Origin of the sequence: Cellulomonas sp. C5510, from assembly GCF_019797765.1 — a bacterium.
Taxonomy (GTDB): Bacteria; Actinomycetota; Actinomycetes; order Actinomycetales; family Cellulomonadaceae; genus Cellulomonas.
This window is the reverse complement of the sequence record NZ_CP081862.1, coordinates 256,635-273,993: the sequence shown is the minus strand read 5'-3', so window position 1 is coordinate 273,993 and position 17,359 is coordinate 256,635. Positions and strand designations below refer to the sequence as shown.

The following is a 17,359-nucleotide window of genomic DNA, read 5'->3' as shown; positions in this document are numbered from 1 at the left end:
CGCTACCAGGGGTGCAGCGACGGGGCCTCGCCCGGGAACTGCTCGAACACGGCCCGCTCCCCGGCGGTGAACGCACGCGGCGCGTGGGTCTCACGGTCCAGCTGCACCATGCGGGAGCGGGCGCTCAGGTAGACGACGGGGTCGGCGCCGTCGGGGTCGAGCACCTCGTAGCCGAAGTCCACCGACGACCGCCCGATGCGGGGCACCCAGACGTCGACGGCCACGGGCGCCGGGCGGAAGGACAACGGCGCCCGGTACTCGATCTCGTGCTTGACGACCACCAGCAGCGAGTCGGTGGGCCGGCCCGCGGGGTCGACGCCCATCGAGGGGAACAGCGCGAACCGCGCGTCGTCGAGGAACCGCAGGTAGGCGGCGTTGTTGACGTGCGCGAACAGGTCGACATCGGACCAGCGGACCTGCATGGTCACGCGACCGCGCCGGCCGTCGGGGGACGTGGTGGCGAGGGTGTCGGTCACCCCGTCAGCGTAGGTCCGCCCGTCCGCTCAGCCGTCCTGCGCCGCGGACGCCGCCCCCACCGCCACCCGGACCCCGGCACCCGCGCCTCCCCGCCGAGCCCGGGGTGCCGGTCCCGCAGCACCCCGAACGCCTCGTGCGCGACCTCGACCGTGCGCGCGACGTCGGCGGACGTCAGCGCGGCGTCCACGACGTGGTTGTGGTGGGACGTCACCCCGCGCCGCACGCACTCGGCGATCCACTCCTGGTGCAGCACCAGCGAGTCGTCCTCGGCGAGCCGCAGGACGAGCAGCACCGGGGAGTCGAGCTCGCGCAGCTGGGTGGTCGTCGCGATGCCCGCGGCGAACGGCACGGCGCTCATCCAGTCACGAACGCGGCGGCGCGGGGATCGGTGTCAGTGAGCACCGACGTCCTCCCGGTCGGGGTCGGGGGCGACGTCGTCCGGCTCCGCGAGCGCGGCCACGGACCTCGCGGCGAACCGGGCGCTGCGGAGCGCGGCGGCGGTGTCGCGGTCGGCGAGCCAGGTGGTGGTGAGCCCGTCGGTCATCATCACGAGCGCCCGGGCCGCGTCGTCGAGCGGCACGGTCCACCGGCTGCCGGTGGTGCGCGCGGCGGTGGTGAGGCTGGCGCACGCGGCCTCCCGGTACACGTCGTACTGCGCGACGAGCGCGGCGCGCTGCCCGGGGACCCGCATGGCGTACAGCGCGACCTCCAGCAGCGCGCGCTCCCGCTCCGGGTCGGCCGCGAGCAGCTCGACGTAGCGCTCGAGCCCGTCGCGGACGACCTCCTCGAGCGAGCGCGGGTCGGTGCCGGCCGGAGCGCCCTCCAGCGGCAGCAGGCCGGCCTCGGCGGCGCGACGCTCCTGGGCGGTGACGCGCGCGATCACCGCCTCCAGCAGGTGGTCGCGGGAGGGGAACGCGTAGTGGAGGCTCGCGAGCGACATCCCGGCCTCCGCGACGACGGCGCGCGTCGTCGCCCCCGCCACGCCATCCCGCGCGATCACGCGCACGGCGGCGTCCACGAGCGCGTGACGACGGTCCTCCACGGCCATCCGCGCCATGTCACTCCCCCGTCAGCCGGCCGGCGACCCGCAGCACGAGCCGCCGCGGCAGCGCCCCCGCCAGCGCGGCGGCGACGGCGTTCCGCCGCCCGGCGACGACGGACGGCGGCGGGTCCCGGCGGTCGAGCGCCCGGAACGCGACGTCGACCACCTGCGCGACCGTCAGGACCTGGCCGACGCGGAACCGGTCGGAGCCGGCGACCTCGAAGAACTCGGTCTCGGTGGGTCCAGGCGCCAGCGACAGCACCCGCAGCGCCGTGCCGCGGTGCTCCTGCCAGATGGCCTCCGTCAGCGACCGGACGTACGCCTTGGTCGCGGCGTACACCGCGAAGGACGGGCCGGGCTGGTACGCGGCGGTGCTGGCGACGTTGACGAGGACGCCGGCCGGTGCCGCGACGAGGTCCGGCAGCAGCAGCCGGGACAGCACCGTCAGCGCCACGACGTTGACCTGCACCTCCGCCGCGATCCGCGCGGGGTCCTCCGTCGCGAACGGCCCGTACGTGCCGAAGCCGGCGCTGTTGACGAGGGCGTCGGCGCGCAGGCCACGCCGACGCAGGCCGGCCGCCACCTCGGCCGGGCCGCCCGGGTCCGCGAGGTCGACCGGCAGCACGGTCACGCTGACGCCGTGCTCGGCGGCCAGCGCGTCCCCGAGCACGGTCAGCCGGTCCTCGCGGCGGGCGACCAGGACCAGGTCGTGCCCGCGGGCGGCGAAGCGGCGGGCGAACTCCTCGCCGATGCCGGAGGACGCCCCGGTGACGACGGCGACGGGACGGGCTGCGGTGGTGATGGCGGTCTCCTCGTGCGGGGCGCCGGTGGTCCGGCGACTGGAGTGGGTCGATCGACCCACAGCCGACTCTCGCACCGCACCCGACCGCGCGGAAGCCCGCGCGACCAGGTTTCACGTCCTGCTCACACGCCGCGCACCGGATGTCAGCGCGACGTGAGCGCCACGTGAGCGGCGGCGCGCACGCTCGGTCCGTCACCACAAGGAGGACCACCATGACCACATCCACCAGGGGAGCCTGGGCCGTCGAGGCGCACGGCCTCGTCAAGACGTTCGGCGACAACCGCGCCGTCGACGGCATCGACCTGCGCATCCGCACCGGCGCCGTCTACGGGTTCCTCGGGCCGAACGGAGCCGGCAAGACCACCACGATCCGGATGCTCGCCACGCTGCTGCGCCCGGACGGCGGCCGCGCCACCGTCTTCGGCCGGGACGTCGCCCGCGAGCCGCAGGCCGTGCGCTCGCTCATCGGCGTCACCGGCCAGTACGCGTCCGTGGACGAGAGCCTGTCCGCCACCGAGAACCTCGTGCTGTTCGCGCGGCTGCTCGGGCTGTCCCGGCGCGACGCGCGCACGGTGTCCGCCGCACTGCTCGACGAGTTCGGGCTCGCGGAGGCCGCCGCCCGGCCGCTCAAGAACTTCTCCGGCGGCATGCGGCGCCGCCTCGACCTCGCGGCCTCGCTGATCGCGCAGCCCCCGCTCATCTTCCTCGACGAGCCGACCACCGGGCTCGACCCGCGCACCCGGCTCCAGATGTGGGAGACCGTGCGGCGGCTCGTCGCGGGCGGCTCCACGGTCCTGCTCACCACGCAGTACCTCGACGAGGCCGACCAGCTCGCGGACCGCATCGCCGTCATCGACCGCGGCCGGCTCGTCGCCGAGGGCACCGGGGCGGAGCTGAAGGACTCGGTCGGCACCGCCCGCCTGCAGGTCGGGCTCGCCGACCCGGACGACGAGGCCGAGGTGCTGCGCCTCGCCCGCCAGGTGCTCGGCGTCGAGCCGGCCCGCACCCCCGACGGGCGGCTCTCGGCGCCCGTCACGACCGCCGACGCCGCGGGCGACCTGCTGGTCGCGCTGCGCTCCGCCGGCATCCCGCTGCGCGACGTCGCCGTGCAGCAGCCCACGCTCGACGAGGTCTTCCTCACGCTGACCGGGCACGCCGCCGAGGCGCCCGCCGGCGCGGACGGCACCGAGCCCCGCACCCTCCAGGAGGCCCGCGCATGACCACCCTCACCCCCGCCCGGCCCGCCGTCGACCCGCAGGCGCTGGCCCGCGACGCCGGCAGCGTCGTCCCGCTCGGGACCGCCGTCCGGCAGTCGCTCACGATGGGCTGGCGCGGCCTGCTGAAGATCCGCCGCACGCCCGAGCAGCTCGTCGACGTGACGCTGCAGCCCATCCTGTTCACGCTGATGTTCACGTACATCTTCGGCGGCGCGATCGCCGGGGACGTCCAGGCCTACCTGCCGTTCTTCATCCCCGGCATCCTCGTGCAGACCGTCATCACCACCTCCGTGGTCACGGGCGTGCAGCTGCGCGAGGACATGGACAAGGGCGTGTTCGACCGGTTCCGCTCGCTGCCGATCGCCCGCATCGCGCCGCTGGCCGGCGCGCTGCTGGCCGACACGGTGCGCTACGCGATCGCCACGGTGCTGACGTTCGTGATGGGCCTCGTCATGGGCTGGCGTCCCGACGGCGGCGCGGTCGGGGTCGTCACCGCCGGGCTGCTCGTCGTCGTCAGCGCCTGGTCGCTGTCCTGGATCTTCGCGTTCTTCGGCGTCGTCGCCCGCTCCGCCACAGCCGTCCAGGGCATCTCGATGCTCGTGCTGTTCCCGCTGACGTTCGCGTCCAACGCGTTCGTGCCGGCCGACACGATGCCGTCGTGGCTGCGCTCCTTCGTCACGGTGAACCCCGTGTCCCACCTGGTGACCGCTGCGCGCGACCTCACCACCGGCACGGGGATCACGGCCGACGCCGGGTGGGCGCTGCTGGGCGCCGCCGCCGTGGTCGCGGTCTTCGCACCGCTCACCGTGCGGGCGTACATGCGGCGGGCCTGAGCGGCGCCGCGGGCCGGGGTCGTGGGCGGCGTCGCGCGCGGGCGTCGCGCGCGGGCGTCGCGCGCTGGCGACGGGATCGGGCGACGGGATCGGGCGTCGGGCGCGGCAGGCTCAGCGCACGTCGGCGTCGACCGCGGACCCCGGGCCGGGCCCTCCCCCCGGCCCCGCGCCGCCCCCGGCCCGCAGCAGCTCCACGGCCCGGACCGCGTCCGCGCCGTGCGGCATCGCAGCCGCGCGCTCCCAGGCCGCGGCCACGGCCCGCTCGCCGTACACCGCGACAGCGCGCTCCCGGTGCAGGTCGGTGCGGGCCGCCGGGAAGTCCTGGCGGGGCCCCATGCGCGCGGCCACGGCCAGCAGCTCCAGGCCCGTCGGGTCTCCGGGGTCCGTCGCCACCCGCCACGTCGCGACGCCGAGCAGGGCCGTGCCGAGCACCGGGCGGTCCGTGAACCCCGCCGGGGCGATCTCGAGCCCCGCGACGCGCTGCGCGACGCCCGCGAGCGCCGGGTGACCCGCACGCCCCTCGAGCACGTGGGCGGCGAGGCAGATGCCCGTGGCGACGAGCAGCCACGGGTCCCCCGGACGCAGGCCGCCGACGTGCCCGAGCACCGCGCGGAAGCGGGCGAGCGCGCGGTCGACGTCGCGCCGCCCACGCCACGCCTCCGCGATGCCGAGGCCCGAGACGAGCTCGGCGTCCCGGACGTCCACCACGGAGCGGGCGACGAGCTCGAACACCCGCTCGGCCTCGTCCCACTCGCCGAGCACGAGCAGCGTCATCGCGAACGACTGCTCCAGCCCGTCGGACAGCGCCGTCAGCAGCGGGTCGCGGTGCGCGATCCGGGGGTCAGCGAGTGCCGTCCGCGCGGCGGCCACCCAGTCGAGGGCCTCCTGCGGGCGCAGGAGCTGGGCGTAGCCACCGGCCAGCGTCACGGCCCCCATCGCCCGGGTCCAGGGGTCGTCGGTGTCCACCGCCAGGTCGTACCCCTCGCGGGAGTACGCGACCGAGGCCTCCAGGTCCCCCTCGTTCTCGGCGACCGTCCACGACACCAGCAGCGCGAGCCGCCGGGCCCCGAGGTCGTCGGACGCGCGGGCGCGGGCCAGCACCCCGGCGACGGCCGCGCCGTCGTGGAACCGCTCGACCAGGTCGACCAGCAGCCGGGCCGGCGGGCGCAGGTCCGCCCCGACGGCCGCACGGCGCAGCCGCACCCGGGCGGTCACGCCGGCCCGGGCGTCCCCGAACAGCAGCTCGGTGCCGGCCAGCAGCGCGAGCCCGATCACCGCCGCCTCGGACTGGGCCTCGGGCCGCCACCGGGCGCTCGCCGCGAGCGCCCCGGCGGACACGTCCTTGACCTCCGCGTGCGCCCCCTGCGCCATCCACCGCAGGGCCACCACGGCGTACAGCGGCAGCACCGCGTCCGGGCGCTCGGTGCCGACCGCGAGCTCCCGGCGCAGCACGGCGACCAGGTTGTCGTGCTCGGCCTCGCCCACCGGGTCCAGCAGCAGCCGCTCCGGGCTGCCCGCGTCCCGCACGATCCGGGCGGCCAGGTCCTTGGCCCAGTCGAGCACGAGGTCGCGCACCCGGGCCTCCTCACCGACCTCGAGCACCTCGCGGCGGCCGAACTCCCGGACGGTCTCCAGCATGCGGTAGCGCACCGCGCCGGTCCGGGCGTCCTCCTCGACCCGCAGCAGCGACTGCGCCACCAGCGCGTCGAGGTCGTCGAGCACCCGGCTCTCGTGCGGTCCCCCGGCCGCCAGCACCACCGCCGCGTCCACCCCGAAGCCGTCGGGCAGCACCGCCACCCGACGCGCGAGCGTGCGCTGCGCTCCGTCAGCAGGTCCCACGACCACGCGATGACGGCGCGCAGCGTCCGGTGCCGCTCGGGCGCCCCCGCCGCGCCGGTGACCAGCAGCGCGAAGCGGTCCGACAGCCGCCGCTCCACCTCCACGACCGTCAGCGACCGGGTACGGGCCGCCGCGAGCTCGATCGCCAGCGGCAGGCCGTCCAGGCGGCGGCAGAGCCGCTCCACCACATCGGTCGGCAGGCTCACGCCCGGCCGCACCGCGGTCGCGCGCTCGGTGAACAGCCGGACCGCCGGGCCGGGCGCGCCGTCGGGCTCCCGGGCGGGCAGCGGCGCCAGCGGGTGCACACGCTCCCCGCGGACCCCCAGCGGCGAGCGGCTGGTCGTGAGCACCTGCAGCGACGGCAGCGCTGCGACGACCTCCGCCACCCAGGTCGCCGCGCCGTCGAGGACGTGCTCGCAGTTGTCGAGCACCAGCAGCGTCGGCTGCTCGCCGAGGCGGTCGAGCACCCGCTCGGACAGCGGCCGGGACCGGACGTCCGCGACGCCGCGCCGGGTCGTCGGGTCGGGCAGCTGGAGAGCCGCCGCGAGCGCGGGCAGCACGTCCGCGTCGTCCCGCACGCCCGCCAGCTCGGCGACGTGCACCACGGGGAAGCGGCCCGCGGCGCGGCGTGCGACCTCCTGCACGAGCCGCGTCTTGCCGAGCCCACCCGTGCCGAGCACCGTGACCACCGGGGCGGTGCGGAGCAGCTCCTCGACCGCGCGGACGTCGCCGTCGCGGCCGATCAGCGCGGTCGGGGCGACGCGCAGCCCGGGAGGTCCGGGACGCGTCGGCGGCGGGTCGACGGCGGGACGCGCGGGCGGGCTGCCCGCCGGGCGCGTGACGCCGGGTCCGCGGGGCCCCGTCCGGTCCGCCGGTGGGGGGTCCGGGCGGGATCCCGGGCCGGCCCCCGCCCGGGGGGACGCGGCCGACAGCAGCTCGAGGTGGTACGCCGCGACCTCCGCGGAGGGGTCCGTGCCGAGGGTGTCACGCAGCTGCTCGCGGTAGCGGGCGAAGGCCGCGACGGCCTCCGACGTGCGCCCGGCGGCGTGCAGCGCCCGGAGCAGCAGCAGGTGGGCCGTGTCGTCCAGGGGCGCGAGGGCGACGAGGTCCTCGGCCGCCCGGACCGCGCCCTCGGCGGCGGCACGGTCCGCCGGCCCGTCGAGCAGAGCGGCCGTCCGGACCCTCAGCAGCTGCCGGCGGGCGGCGTCCGCCCGCGTGCGCAGCGCCGTGACCACCGCACCCGCGGGGGCGCCGGTCCCCGGCTCGCCGTCCCAGAGCTCCAGCGCGGCCCCGGCCGTCCGCGCGGCACCGTCCGGGTCGCCGGCGGCCAGCAGCGTGCGCGCCTCCTCCGCCGCCGCGGTCGCACGGCCCAAGTCCACCCGCTCGGGCGGCACCCCGAGGGCGTAGCCGACGGCGGTCGAGGCCACGAGCCCGGCGTGGTGCGCCCCGCGGAGCCGCGACACGAGCGTCTGCAGCGCGGCACGCCCCGACGCGGGCGGCGCGTCCGGCCACGTCTCCTCGATCGCGCGGGCGGTGCTCAGCCCGCGCGGTTCGAGGGCGAGGGCGACCAGCAGGTTCGCGCCGAGGCCCGACACCGGCAGCAGCTCCGCGCCGTCGGGCGAGGCGGCCCGGACCTGGCCGAGGACGGTCAGGTCCAGCGGCAGGGGCGCGCGACCGGGCACCGCGGCAGTCTAGGTCGCCCACCCCCGGCCCACGCCCACACGCACCCCCGGGCCCGCGCGCCCCCCGGCCCGCGTGCACTCCCCCGGCCCGCGCGCACCCCACCTCCCGGCCCGCGCGCACCGAGATGCCAGGACACGCCCGGGCCGGGCCCGAACCTCGGGCGTGTCCTGGCATCTCGACGCATGCGGGTGGACGCGGGGTGCGCGGGTAGGGCGGGTGCGCGGGTAGGGCGGGTGCGCGGGTAGGGCGGGTGCGCGGGTGGGGCGGTCAGCGGGAGGCGCAGGCCACGCAGGTGCGCGCGGCCGGGAGGGCGCGCAGCCGTTCGACCGGGATCGGCTGCCCGCACCGCTCGCACGTGCCGTACGTCCCGCGGTCCAGCCGGTCGAGCGCGGCGTCCACCTCGGCGATCCGCTCCCGCATGTCGTGCGTCAGCGCGTCGAGCATCCGGCGCTCGTAGGCGATCGTCGAGCCCTCCGGGTCGTGCTCGTCGTCCGTGACGGACTCGCGGGCGGCCGCCACGACGGCCTCCCGCTCGGCGCCCGTCCCCGCGAGGCGCGCCACCGCCTCGCGTCGGCGCTCCCGCAGCACCGCCGCGACCTCGTCCCGGTCGAGCGTCTCTGCCATCCGTCGAGTATCCGCCCCCGGCGCCACGCCGGCACAGGGACGGACGGCACCGCGTCGCAGGGCCTCCCGCCGGGGCTGCCGGCCCGCCGTCCGGCCCGCGTGCGGCCGGCCCCCGGCGTCACCGGCCCGCGGCGTCACCGGCCCGACACACACGCGACCTAGCCTGCGGGCATGCCCGTGGCCGCCCCGCACGCCCTCACCGTCCCCGCCTCCGGGATCCGCCGCGTCCTGGAGCTCGCGTGGACCGTGCCGGACGCGGTCGTGCTCTGCGTGGGGGAGCCGGACCTGCCGACCGCGCCGCACGTGCTGGCCGCCGCGCGCGACGCCCTCGACCGCGACGACACCCGGTACACGCCCAACGGCGGCATCCCGGAGCTGCGCGACGCCCTCGCCGCGTGGCTGGACCCGCAGCACGCGCCGCCGGTCCGCCGTGACGACGTGTGGGTCACGGCCGGCGGCGCGCAGGCTCTCCACCTCGGGCTCAGCCTCACGGTCGGGGCCGGCGACGGCGTGCTGGTACCCGATCCCGGCTACCCGCCGTTCTCGATGGCGACCCGGCTGCTCCAGGCCGAGCCGCAGCCGTACGTGCTGCGCGCCGAGGACGGGTTCCTGCCCGACCCGGCCGTGGTCGAGGCGGCCGTGACCGACCGCACCCGGGTGCTGCTGCTGAACTCGCCGTCCAACCCGCTGGGCACGACCCTGCCGGCGGACCTCCTGGCGGAGCTCGTGGGCGTCGCGCGTCGGCACGACCTGTGGGTGCTGTCCGACGAGTGCTACGCCGCGTTCCCGGGCGACGCGCCGCACGTCCCGGCCGCGCGGTTCGACACGGACGGTCGCGTGCTGACGGTGCACACGTTCTCGAAGACCCACGCGATGACCGGTTTCCGGGTCGGCGCGCTCGTGGTGCCCGACCTGCTCGCCCCGCTGCTGCCGCACGTGCAGGAGGCCGTCGTGTCGTGCGTGAACACCCCCGCGCAGTACGCGGCACTCGCCGCGCTGACGGGCCCGCAGGACGCCGTCGAGCACGCCCGGCGCACCTACCGCGAGCACCGCGCCCTGGCGACCGCCGTCCTGGACGAGCGCGGCATCCCGTGGCTCGGGGCGACGGGCGGGCTGTACCTGTGGGCGGACGTCTCCCACGCCAGCGGCGGTGACGTGGCGGCGTGGGCGGAGGACCTCGTGCGGCAGGAGGGCGTGGCGGTCGCGCCGGGCTCGGCGTTCGGCACGGCCGGCGAGGGCTGGGCGCGGATCTCGCTCACCGCCGGCGCGGACGACCTGCGCCGGGGGCTGTCCCGCCTGCCTGCCCGCGTCCGGCGCGAGCCCGTCTGACGGCCCCGGGCCCCGGGCCCGTCACGACCGCGCTCAGGGCGTCGCCAGCGCGTCCTCGAAGACCGCCAGCACCGCGGGCGAGAGCAGCACGAACCGGACGAGGTCCACCGCGCCGTCGTGCTCGGCCGCCCAGGCCCGCACCGCCCGGGTCGCCTCACGTGCCACAGCCCCCGCCGGCCACCCGTAGACCCCGGCGCTCACCGCCGGGAACGCCACGGTCCGCGCGCCGAGCCCCGCCGCCACGTCGAGCGACCGCGTGAAGCAGGACCGCAGCAGCGCCGGGTCGCGCTGCCCGGCCCGCGCGTCCGGCCCGACGGTGTGCACCACCCAGCGCGCGGGGAGCCGCCCCGCGCCGGTCGCGACGGCGGAGCCCGTGGGCAGCCCGTCCGGCAGCGTCGTGCGTCGCAGCTCCCGGCAGGCGGCGAGCAGCTCCGGCCCGGCGGCGGCGTGCAGCGCCCCGTCGACACCACCGCCGCCCAGCAGGGACGAGTTCGCCGCGTTGACGACGACGTCGACGTCCTGGGTGGTGATGTCCCCGGGCACGGCCTCGATGCGCATGCCCCCATCGTCGCGCGGACGACCGCAGGTGCGCCTACCGTGGCGGCACAGCGAGGAGGTCGCGATGACGGAGTCCAGCCACCCGGTCCACGACGGCCGGGACGACGTGCCCGAGCTCGAGGTCGACGAGACGGTGCCGCCCCGCCCGGAGGAGGAGGTCGCCGACGTGGCGCGCGCCACGCCCGACCCGGCGGGTCACGGCGGCCCGGTGCCGGGCGCCGGCGACGAGACCCGCGTCCGCCCCTGACCCCGGCGCCCCGGTCCCGGGACCCCGACGGCACCGGGGCGCCGGGGCCCGGCCGCGGTGCGGCACCGCGCGACCCCCGCGGCGGTGCGGCATGCTGGCGGGGTGCGGCTCCGGCGGGTGGACGAGGACGACTGGCAGGTCGTCCGCGACGTGCGCCTGCGCGCCCTGCGGGAGGACCCGGACGTGTTCGGGTCCTCGCTGGCCCGCGAGGAGATGTTCGCCGAGACGCACTGGCGCATGCGCCTGCGCGGCGCCGCGACCTGGGTGGTCGACGACGACGGCACACCCCGGGGCCTCGTCGGCATGATCCAGGAGCCGGGGTCGCCGACGTCCGACCGGCACGTGGTGCAGCTCTGGGTGGCGCCCGAGGTCCGGCGCCGGGGCCTCGGGTGGGCCCTGCTCGACGCGGTCCGGGAGGCCGCCCGCGCGGAGGGCGCGGCGACGGTGTCGCTCTGGGTCGTCGACGGCAACCACGCCGCCGGTGACCTCGTGGTGCGCGCGGGCTTCGTCCGTACGGGCGAGCGGCACGCCCCGGCACAGGGTCGCTCGGAGGAGCGGCTGGTGCTGCACCTGGGCTGAGGCGCCCGGGCCGACGGACCCGCGCTCAGCCCGCCGCGTCGGGGGCGGACTCCACCAGCAGCGTCACAGGTCCGTCGTTCACGAGCTCGACGGCCATGTCGGCACCGAACACCCCCGTCGCGACCGTCAGCCCCCGCGCGCGCAGGTCCGCGACGACGGCGTCCACGAGCGGTTCCGCGACGGGCCCGGGTGCCGCGGCGTTCCAGGTGGGCCGACGGCCCTTGCGGGTGTCGCCGTAGAGCGTGAACTGGCTGACCACCAGCACCGGGGCACCGACGTCGGCGGCGGAGCGCTCGTCCCGCAGGATCCGCAGCTCGGCGATCTTCCGCGCGACGTGCGCGACCTGGGCGGGTCCGTCCCCGGGGGTCACGCCGAGCAGGACGACGAGGCCCGGGCCCTCGAACGCACCGACGACCTCGCCCGCGACGGTCACCGAGGCGCGGGTCGCCCGCTGGACGACCGCCCTCACGCGCGCTGCCCGGACGGCGCCCCGGACCCCGGCTCGGCCACCGTCCCCGGCTCGGGCCCGAACGCCGCCACGACCGCTCCGACGGGCTCCCCGTGGCCGAGCACCGGCACGTCGCCCAGGGCGGCGAGCGCCTCGAGGTCCACCCCGGGGACGGTCTCGGCGCCGGCGACCCGCAGTGCGGCCGCGAGCACGGCGGGGCGCGGGCGGGCGCTGCCGTCCGCGACCTTGAACGCCAGCGCGCCCCCGCCCGGCAGCGCCGCCGCGTACACCCCGTCGGCGCCGTCCTTCGCGACCAGACCGGGGACGGCCCGCATCGCGCGCGTGACGTCGCGCCGCTCGCCGCCGACCAGCTCCGGGTGCTCCGTCATCGCGGCGGCGACCCGTGCGAGCGGGGACCCGGGTTCGGCGACCGGGGCGGCGGCGATGCGCGCGAACGCCCGCGCGAGCCCCGTCAGGGTCGTGGAGAACAGCGCGGCACCGCAGCCGTCGACCGTCACGTGCCACGCCTGGACGCCCGTGAGCTCCTCGACCGCCGCGCGGCACGCCACCTGCACCGGGTGGTCGGCCTCGCGGTAGCGCTCCGGCTCCCACTCGGGCTCGCCGGCGTGCGCCACGCAGGTCGCGAGCATCGCGGCGTGCTTGCCGGAGCAGTTCTGCGCGACGGGCTCGGGCCCGTGGCCGTCCCGACGCCAGGCGAACGCCGCGTCGGGGTCCAGCGGCGCGTCGGGCGTGTTGTCCAGGGCGGACTCGTCCAGCCCCGCGCCGAGCAGGATCTCCCGCACCACGCGCAGGTGCTCGGGGGTCCCGTCGTGGCTGGCGCACGCGAGCGCGAGGTGCGGGCCGTCCAGGTCGAGACCGGCGCGCAGCATCCCGACCGCCTGCAGCGGCTTCAGCGACGACCGCGCGAGCACCGTGACATCGGGGTCGCCGAGCGTCAGCCGGACGTCGCCCCCGGGACCCAGCACGACCAGGTGACCGGCGTGCACCGACTCGACGACGTCGCCGCGGACCACGCGGGCCAGCGGCACGGCCGCCGTGCCGACGTCACCGGTCGCCGCCGCGTGCGCGGCCGTGACGGACGCGGCCGAGCCGACGTCGTGCAGCCGGGCCGCGAGGTGCGGCCCCCCGGGGCGGGCCCCCGGCACGCTCACCACCCGCCGCGCGACGGACCGCCGCCGCCGCGACGACCCGAGTGCGGGCCGATGGCGGGGCGCACGTCGACCAGGTAGACGATCGCCGCCACGGCGCTGAGCAGGGCCAGGAACAGCGGGAACGCCCCGATGCCGAGCGGCGGGGGCACGGCGATGAACGCCACGACCGTGGCGACGCCCAGGATGATGGACCAGATCTGCTTGGTCTGCTTGCCGGCCGCGGCGAACGCCGACGCCGGCCGTCGGAGGGCGTCGACGAGCGCCCAGACCGCCAGCACGAGGATGACGAGGCTGAACGCGAGCAGCAGCAGAACCTGCGCGGAGGCGAAGATCACGCGCCGAGCCTACGGGGCGACGCGGGACGACGACGAGGTCAGATCTCCGGCAGCGTCTCGCGGGCGGTGCGGGCGTCCACACCGGCGGCCTCCAGCAGGTCCACGACGAGCGACCGCAGCAGCAGCACGAGGCTCTGGGCCTGCCAGTCGCCGGGCGTGAGCGTGAACGGGTCGAGCTCGGCCGCCAGGCGCAGCAGCTCCTCGCGGGTGCGCAGCGGCTCGGACCCGGTGCCGAGCGCGGCGGCGAGCGCGTCCGCGGCCAGCGCGACGCGGTCGACGGCGTCGGCCACCGCCGCGAGGTCGTGCGGCGGCTCGGCCTCGACCGTCGCGAGCGAGCGGCGAGCGAGGACGCGGGCGTTGCGCACGGCACGGTCGACCCGCACGGCGGACTGCCCGACCCACACGAGCTCCGCGCGGTGCCGCCTCCCGGCGGGCGAGACCCGCGCCAGGTCCCGGGCGGCGGTCGCCGCGTCCTGCCACTCGTCGAGCGCGGGCTGGGAGGCGCGCCCGCGGATCAGGGCGTCCTCGACGTCGGACGGCGTCCGGCCGCGCATCCCCCGGGCGAGCAGCCGGAGCATCGCGGCCAGCTCCTCGACCGCCGCGCGTCCCTGCGCCCGGGGCCGCCGACGCGGGTCGCTCGGTGTCAGCGCGGCGACGGCGAGCGCGACGGCACCGCCCACCAGGGCGTCCGTCCACCGGCCGACCGGCCCGCCCGACGCGCCGACCGCCGGCAGGCCGACGATGACGATCGCCTGGACGCCGGCCTGCGTGGTGAGCATCGGACCGCGGTCGAGGAACCGCGCGACCAGCGCCGCGACGCCGAGCACCAGCGCGACCTGCCACGGCCCCGTCCCGATGCCGTGGACCACCAGGTCCCCCAGCGCCACCCCGAGCGCGACGCCGACCGCGAGCTCGGCGACCCGCCGCAGGTCCCGGTCCGCGGTGAACCCGAGCGCGATCCACGCGCTCACGGGCGCGAAGAACGGCGCGCTGTGCCCGAGGACGTGGTAGCCGATCGCGTAGGCGACGCCCGCCGCGACGACCGCCTGCAGGACGGGGACGAAGGCGCTGCGCACCCGCGACCACCCCTGCCGGGCGCGCGCGGCGACCTGGACCCGGACCGAGGACGGCCCCCTGCCCCCGCTCACCGGGCGGTCACAGCATCGGGTGGCCGCCCAGACCGCGCGTGAGCGGCCCGTGCGGCTGGGGGCGGTCCGCGGTGACGCCCTCCCCCGGGACCACGACCTCCTGACCCGCGGTGACCGGCCCGCCGTCGCACTCGACGACGACGTCCGTGTCGACCGGCGCGGAGCGCTTCACCACCGCGAGCGCGACCGGGCCGAGCTCGTGGTGCCGCGCCACCGTGGTCACGTGCCCGATCTCCCGGCCGGGCTCGCCCGAGGTCAGCAGGTCGCCCAGGTCGCGCACCGCCGCGCCGGCCTCCGGCAGCAGGTGCCCGGAGCCGTCGAGGTGCAGCATGACCAGCCGGCGGGGCGGCCGGCCCAGGTTGTGGACGCGCGCGACCGTCTCCTGCCCGCGGTAGCACCCCTTGTGCAGGTGCACCGCGGTGCGCAGCCAGTCGAGCTCGTGCGGGATGGTGCGGTGGTCGACCTCGCGGCCCGCGCGCGGACGCCACGCCTCGACGCGCACCGCCTCGCTCGCCCACGTGCCGACCAGCGGCCAGCCCGCGGCCTCCCGTGCGCGCACGGCGTCGACGAGCCCGGTGCGCGGCACCAGGACCAGCCGCCACGCGCGGTCGGCACCCGGGTGCTGGTCGTCGGGCAGCCCGTAGCGCGTCCCGCCGGGCAGCGTCCGCGGCCACGGGTCGGCCCACGTGACGGGCTCGTCCGGACCGCCCTCGGCGGCCAGGGGTTCGCCGATCGCGGCCCACTCGTCGGTGACGTCCGCGACCTCGACCCGCAGCATGAACCGCATCCGGTCGAGCCACGCCGCCAGGCCCGGCGCTGTCTCGGAGACCAGCCACGTCGCCTCGCCGTCGTCGACGACCGCCGCCGCGTGCTCGATGTGGCCCTGCGGGCTGAGCACGAGCGTCTCCGTCGACGTGCGCGGCGCCAGCCCCTCGAGCTGCTGCGAGGAGATGGAGTGCAGCCACGACAGCCGGTCCGGGCCGGTCACCCGCACCACGCCGAGGTGGGACTGGTCGACCACGGCGCCGCCGCGCGTCAGGGCGCGCTGCTCCGCCGTCGGGTCGCCGTAGTGCCAGGCGACGCCGGCGTCCGGCCCCGACGCGGCGACCGCGCCGCGCCGGTCCAGCAGCGGGCTGCGGTGGCGCGGGGCGGCCTGCGTCTGCGTGGTCGGCCCGGTCCCGACGCCGTCGGCGGCCACGTCAGCCGACCTGCACGCGGCTGAGCCGCGCCGACGCGTAGGACTGCAGGTCGTGGCCGAACGCGGCCAGGTCGTGCGCCCACATCAGCTCGCCCTGCACCAGGCCGTAGAGCCGCTTGCCCGCGGTCACCTCGGCACCGGTGGCGGTGCGCGCGATGACGTCGCTCACCAGGTCGATGCGCCCGTTGCCGGTGGCCCCGACGAACACGGCGACGTGCCCGGACGGGTCGGCCAGCAGGAGCTCCACGGGGAACAGCTCCGAGCCCAGGCCCTCCGGCCGCTCCGGCGGGATGCGCCAGTAGCCCTGCTCGGTCTGCCAGACGGGCCCGGGCTCGCCGGGCGCGCCCGCGGCCTCCTCGAGCGCGGAGGCGTCGTCCGGGGCGACCACGAGCCGGACGGTCGACGTGTACGACAGGTACGGCCCGCCGTCGTGGTCGACCACGAGGTCCTGGGTGAACGCCGTCTCCTCGATGCCCGGGTACCCGACGACCCCCTCGCCGTGCCACCGCCCGACCAGCCAGGCCAGCGGGTACATCTCGGGCGCGAGGCCCTCGGGGAGGGTGAACGCCATGGGAGCCCTTCCGGTCAGCGCTGTCCCTTGAACAGCCGGTAGACGACGAAGCCGGCGAACCAGCCGATCGCGATCGTCGCAGCGACGAGCAGACCGATGAACACGATCTCGAGTGCCTGCATGCACCGATCCTAACGACGGAACCGCCGCGCGCCTTCCCGGGCTCAGGCCCGCGCGGCGGGCGGGGCGAGCCGGGGGCGCACGAGACGCCGGAGCAGCAGGCGCCGGACCGGGCCCCGCGCGCCGCGGGCGGTGCCCACCGCGGTCAGGACAGGGTCGGCGGATGCGCCGCCGGGAGCGGTGCGGGCGGCCACGAACCGCCCGTTGCGCGCGCCGGACCGGCCGGCGGACGCGGTGAGCGCGAGCACGGGCAGGACCAGCAGCGCCCGCAGCTCCACGTCACCCCACCAGCACGCGTCCGACGACGTAGACGAGGATGCCGGTGACGGCGACGGGCAGGACAGCCGCCGCCCAGCCCGCGAGGCGGTGCTCCAGGGCCGGCAGGCGGTCGAGCAGGGCGTCCGCGGCGGACACCAGCACGCCGACGGCGACACCGACGAGGCCGCCCGGCAGCAGGCCGACCGCGGGCAGCGCGGCACCGGCGACCAGCGCCCCGGCGACGGCGCCGCCGAGCGAGACCCCCGCACCGGTCCAGCCTCTCAGGGGGAGCGCCGTCAGCGCCGAGCCCACGGCGAGCGCGACGGCGCCGGTCACGACCACCGCGTCGCCCGCGACGGTGCGCTCGGCGGCGAGCCAGCCCGCGGCGCACACGGCGACGAGAGCGCCCGTCACCGTCCCCGCGACCGACTCCACCAGCCGCTCGCGTCCGTCGCGCCGTGCGAGCTCGGCGACGAAGGCGGCGAGCACCGCACCGGCGAACACGGCGGGCAGGTCGCCGAGCAGCGGCTCGGACCGCGTGAGGTGCACGGCCACCACGGCGCCGACACCGGCGAGCCCGATGACGGCGGAGCTCCCGACCCGCGCCGGCAGCCCGGCGAGGTACGGCAGCCCGGCGGCGAGCACGAGCACGAGGACGACGACGAGGCCGGCCAGCACGACGCCGTCGCGCCCGGCCAGGGAGACGTCCCCGAGGACGCCGGCGACGGCGACGAGCGTCGCCAGGACCGCCGTGGTCACGGCACGATTCGACGCCTGCACGCGGGCCATCCTCGCAGACACCGGCGCCCGGCCCGGCATCTCCGGGCGGGCGGACCCGGTCCCCGCGGGCGTCCCGGGCGCCCCGCGGTGTTCGCCCGC

General features: G+C 77.8%; 20 protein-coding genes and 1 pseudogene. 5 read left to right on the top strand and 16 right to left on the bottom strand.

Annotated features, from left to right (window positions below):
* Positions 1-2: 2 nt before the first annotated feature.
* The 4 genes from K5O09_RS01235 to K5O09_RS01220 are packed head-to-tail and all read right to left on the bottom strand — an operon-like array spanning position 3 to position 2,381.
* Positions 3-476 carry a thioesterase family protein gene (locus K5O09_RS01235; RefSeq protein ID WP_255595963.1) on the bottom strand — a complete coding sequence of 158 codons (474 nt, stop codon included), beginning with the start codon at positions 474-476 and terminating at the stop codon, positions 3-5.
* A complete protein-coding gene (locus K5O09_RS01230) occupies positions 473-835 on the bottom strand; it encodes a hypothetical protein (RefSeq protein ID WP_222171090.1) in 363 nt (120 codons plus the stop codon). Before K5O09_RS01230 ends, K5O09_RS01235 begins: the two co-directional genes overlap by 4 nt.
* A gap of 33 nt (positions 836-868) precedes the next feature.
* Positions 869-1,534, bottom strand: coding sequence for a TetR/AcrR family transcriptional regulator (locus K5O09_RS01225; protein ID WP_255595962.1), 666 nt, complete (start codon positions 1,532-1,534; stop codon positions 869-871).
* A gap of 1 nt (position 1,535) precedes the next feature.
* On the bottom strand, positions 1,536-2,381 hold the full coding sequence (locus K5O09_RS01220; protein ID WP_255595961.1) for an SDR family oxidoreductase: 846 nt from the start codon (positions 2,379-2,381) through the stop codon (positions 1,536-1,538).
* Between the two features lie 152 nt (positions 2,382-2,533).
* Between K5O09_RS01220 and K5O09_RS01215 the strand changes: the two genes are divergently transcribed.
* Complete coding sequence (locus tag K5O09_RS01215; RefSeq protein WP_222171089.1) at positions 2,534-3,541, top strand: ATP-binding cassette domain-containing protein; 1,008 nt, start codon at positions 2,534-2,536, stop codon at positions 3,539-3,541.
* Complete coding sequence (locus K5O09_RS01210) at positions 3,538-4,371, top strand: ABC transporter permease (RefSeq protein WP_222171088.1); 834 nt, start codon at positions 3,538-3,540, stop codon at positions 4,369-4,371. Before K5O09_RS01215 ends, K5O09_RS01210 begins: the two co-directional genes overlap by 4 nt.
* A 111-nt stretch (positions 4,372-4,482) precedes the next feature.
* Here the strand turns inward: K5O09_RS01210 and K5O09_RS19020 are convergent, their stop codons facing one another.
* The 3 genes and pseudogenes from K5O09_RS19020 to K5O09_RS01200 form a co-directional block, all read right to left on the bottom strand.
* Positions 4,483-6,210 (bottom strand): hypothetical protein, encoded by a 1,728-nt coding sequence (locus K5O09_RS19020; RefSeq protein WP_255595960.1) that lies wholly within the window; start codon positions 6,208-6,210, stop codon positions 4,483-4,485.
* Positions 6,211-6,569: 359 nt separating this feature from the next.
* Positions 6,570-7,589: pseudogene (locus tag K5O09_RS19485) on the bottom strand (BTAD domain-containing putative transcriptional regulator); the annotation flags it as partial.
* 571 nt (positions 7,590-8,160) lie between these two features.
* Complete coding sequence (locus K5O09_RS01200) at positions 8,161-8,517, bottom strand: TraR/DksA C4-type zinc finger protein (RefSeq protein ID WP_222171086.1); 357 nt, start codon at positions 8,515-8,517, stop codon at positions 8,161-8,163.
* Positions 8,518-8,688: 171 nt separating this feature from the next.
* Here K5O09_RS01200 and K5O09_RS01195 point away from each other — a divergent pair, with 171 nt between their 5' ends.
* On the top strand, positions 8,689-9,846 hold the full coding sequence (locus K5O09_RS01195; protein ID WP_222171085.1) for a pyridoxal phosphate-dependent aminotransferase: 1,158 nt from the start codon (positions 8,689-8,691) through the stop codon (positions 9,844-9,846).
* Between the two features lie 33 nt (positions 9,847-9,879).
* Here the strand turns inward: K5O09_RS01195 and K5O09_RS01190 are convergent, their stop codons facing one another.
* Entirely contained in the window at positions 9,880-10,404 is a 525-nt protein-coding gene (locus K5O09_RS01190) for an O-acetyl-ADP-ribose deacetylase (RefSeq protein ID WP_222171084.1), read from the bottom strand.
* A 64-nt stretch (positions 10,405-10,468) separates the two neighbouring features.
* Between K5O09_RS01190 and K5O09_RS01185 the strand changes: the two genes are divergently transcribed.
* Positions 10,469-10,651, top strand: a complete 183-nt coding sequence (locus K5O09_RS01185) for a hypothetical protein (RefSeq protein ID WP_222171083.1) — start codon at positions 10,469-10,471, stop codon at positions 10,649-10,651.
* A 102-nt stretch (positions 10,652-10,753) separates the two neighbouring features.
* Complete coding sequence (locus K5O09_RS01180) at positions 10,754-11,230, top strand: GNAT family N-acetyltransferase (RefSeq protein ID WP_222171082.1); 477 nt, start codon at positions 10,754-10,756, stop codon at positions 11,228-11,230.
* A 25-nt stretch (positions 11,231-11,255) separates the two neighbouring features.
* Here K5O09_RS01180 and dtd read toward each other — a convergent pair whose 3' ends face one another.
* From dtd to K5O09_RS01140, 8 genes are all read right to left on the bottom strand, one after another.
* A complete protein-coding gene (dtd, locus tag K5O09_RS01175; protein ID WP_222171081.1) occupies positions 11,256-11,699 on the bottom strand; it encodes a D-aminoacyl-tRNA deacylase in 444 nt (147 codons plus the stop codon).
* Complete coding sequence (locus K5O09_RS01170) at positions 11,696-12,802, bottom strand: asparaginase (RefSeq protein WP_222172502.1); 1,107 nt, start codon at positions 12,800-12,802, stop codon at positions 11,696-11,698. Before K5O09_RS01170 ends, dtd begins: the two co-directional genes overlap by 4 nt.
* Before the next feature lie 44 nt (positions 12,803-12,846).
* Positions 12,847-13,185 carry a DUF2516 family protein gene (locus tag K5O09_RS01165; protein WP_255595957.1) on the bottom strand — a complete coding sequence of 113 codons (339 nt, stop codon included), beginning with the start codon at positions 13,183-13,185 and terminating at the stop codon, positions 12,847-12,849.
* Positions 13,186-13,223: 38 nt separating this feature from the next.
* Entirely contained in the window at positions 13,224-14,261 is a 1,038-nt protein-coding gene (locus K5O09_RS01160) for an aromatic acid exporter family protein (RefSeq protein WP_370635503.1), read from the bottom strand.
* 79 nt (positions 14,262-14,340) lie between these two features.
* Positions 14,341-15,531, bottom strand: a complete 1,191-nt coding sequence (locus tag K5O09_RS01155; RefSeq protein WP_222171079.1) for a folate-binding protein YgfZ — start codon at positions 15,529-15,531, stop codon at positions 14,341-14,343.
* A gap of 1 nt (position 15,532) precedes the next feature.
* Positions 15,533-16,102, bottom strand: coding sequence for an FABP family protein (locus K5O09_RS01150; protein WP_222171078.1), 570 nt, complete (start codon positions 16,100-16,102; stop codon positions 15,533-15,535).
* Positions 16,103-16,266: 164 nt separating this feature from the next.
* Entirely contained in the window at positions 16,267-16,500 is a 234-nt protein-coding gene (locus tag K5O09_RS01145; RefSeq protein ID WP_222171077.1) for a hypothetical protein, read from the bottom strand.
* A 1-nt stretch (position 16,501) separates the two neighbouring features.
* Positions 16,502-17,239 carry a hypothetical protein gene (locus K5O09_RS01140; protein ID WP_370635502.1) on the bottom strand — a complete coding sequence of 246 codons (738 nt, stop codon included), beginning with the start codon at positions 17,237-17,239 and terminating at the stop codon, positions 16,502-16,504.
* Between the last annotated feature and the right edge of the window lie 120 nt (positions 17,240-17,359).

Excerpts from the sequence above, each read along its gene's own strand:
- K5O09_RS01230 (WP_222171090.1), bottom strand. The coding sequence starts at position 835 with ATGAGCGCCGTGCCGTTCGCCGCGGGCATCGCGACGACCACCCAGCTG.
- K5O09_RS01185 (WP_222171083.1), top strand. The coding sequence starts at position 10,469 with ATGACGGAGTCCAGCCACCCGGTCCACGACGGCCGGGACGACGTGCCC.
- K5O09_RS01150 (WP_222171078.1), bottom strand. The coding sequence starts at position 16,102 with ATGGCGTTCACCCTCCCCGAGGGCCTCGCGCCCGAGATGTACCCGCTG.
- K5O09_RS01195 (WP_222171085.1), top strand. The coding sequence starts at position 8,689 with ATGCCCGTGGCCGCCCCGCACGCCCTCACCGTCCCCGCCTCCGGGATC.
- K5O09_RS01215 (WP_222171089.1), top strand. The coding sequence starts at position 2,534 with ATGACCACATCCACCAGGGGAGCCTGGGCCGTCGAGGCGCACGGCCTC.
- K5O09_RS01210 (WP_222171088.1), top strand. The coding sequence starts at position 3,538 with ATGACCACCCTCACCCCCGCCCGGCCCGCCGTCGACCCGCAGGCGCTG.
- K5O09_RS01190 (WP_222171084.1), bottom strand. The coding sequence starts at position 10,404 with ATGCGCATCGAGGCCGTGCCCGGGGACATCACCACCCAGGACGTCGAC.
- K5O09_RS01225 (WP_255595962.1), bottom strand. The coding sequence starts at position 1,534 with ATGGCGCGGATGGCCGTGGAGGACCGTCGTCACGCGCTCGTGGACGCC.
- K5O09_RS01200 (WP_222171086.1), bottom strand. The coding sequence starts at position 8,517 with ATGGCAGAGACGCTCGACCGGGACGAGGTCGCGGCGGTGCTGCGGGAG.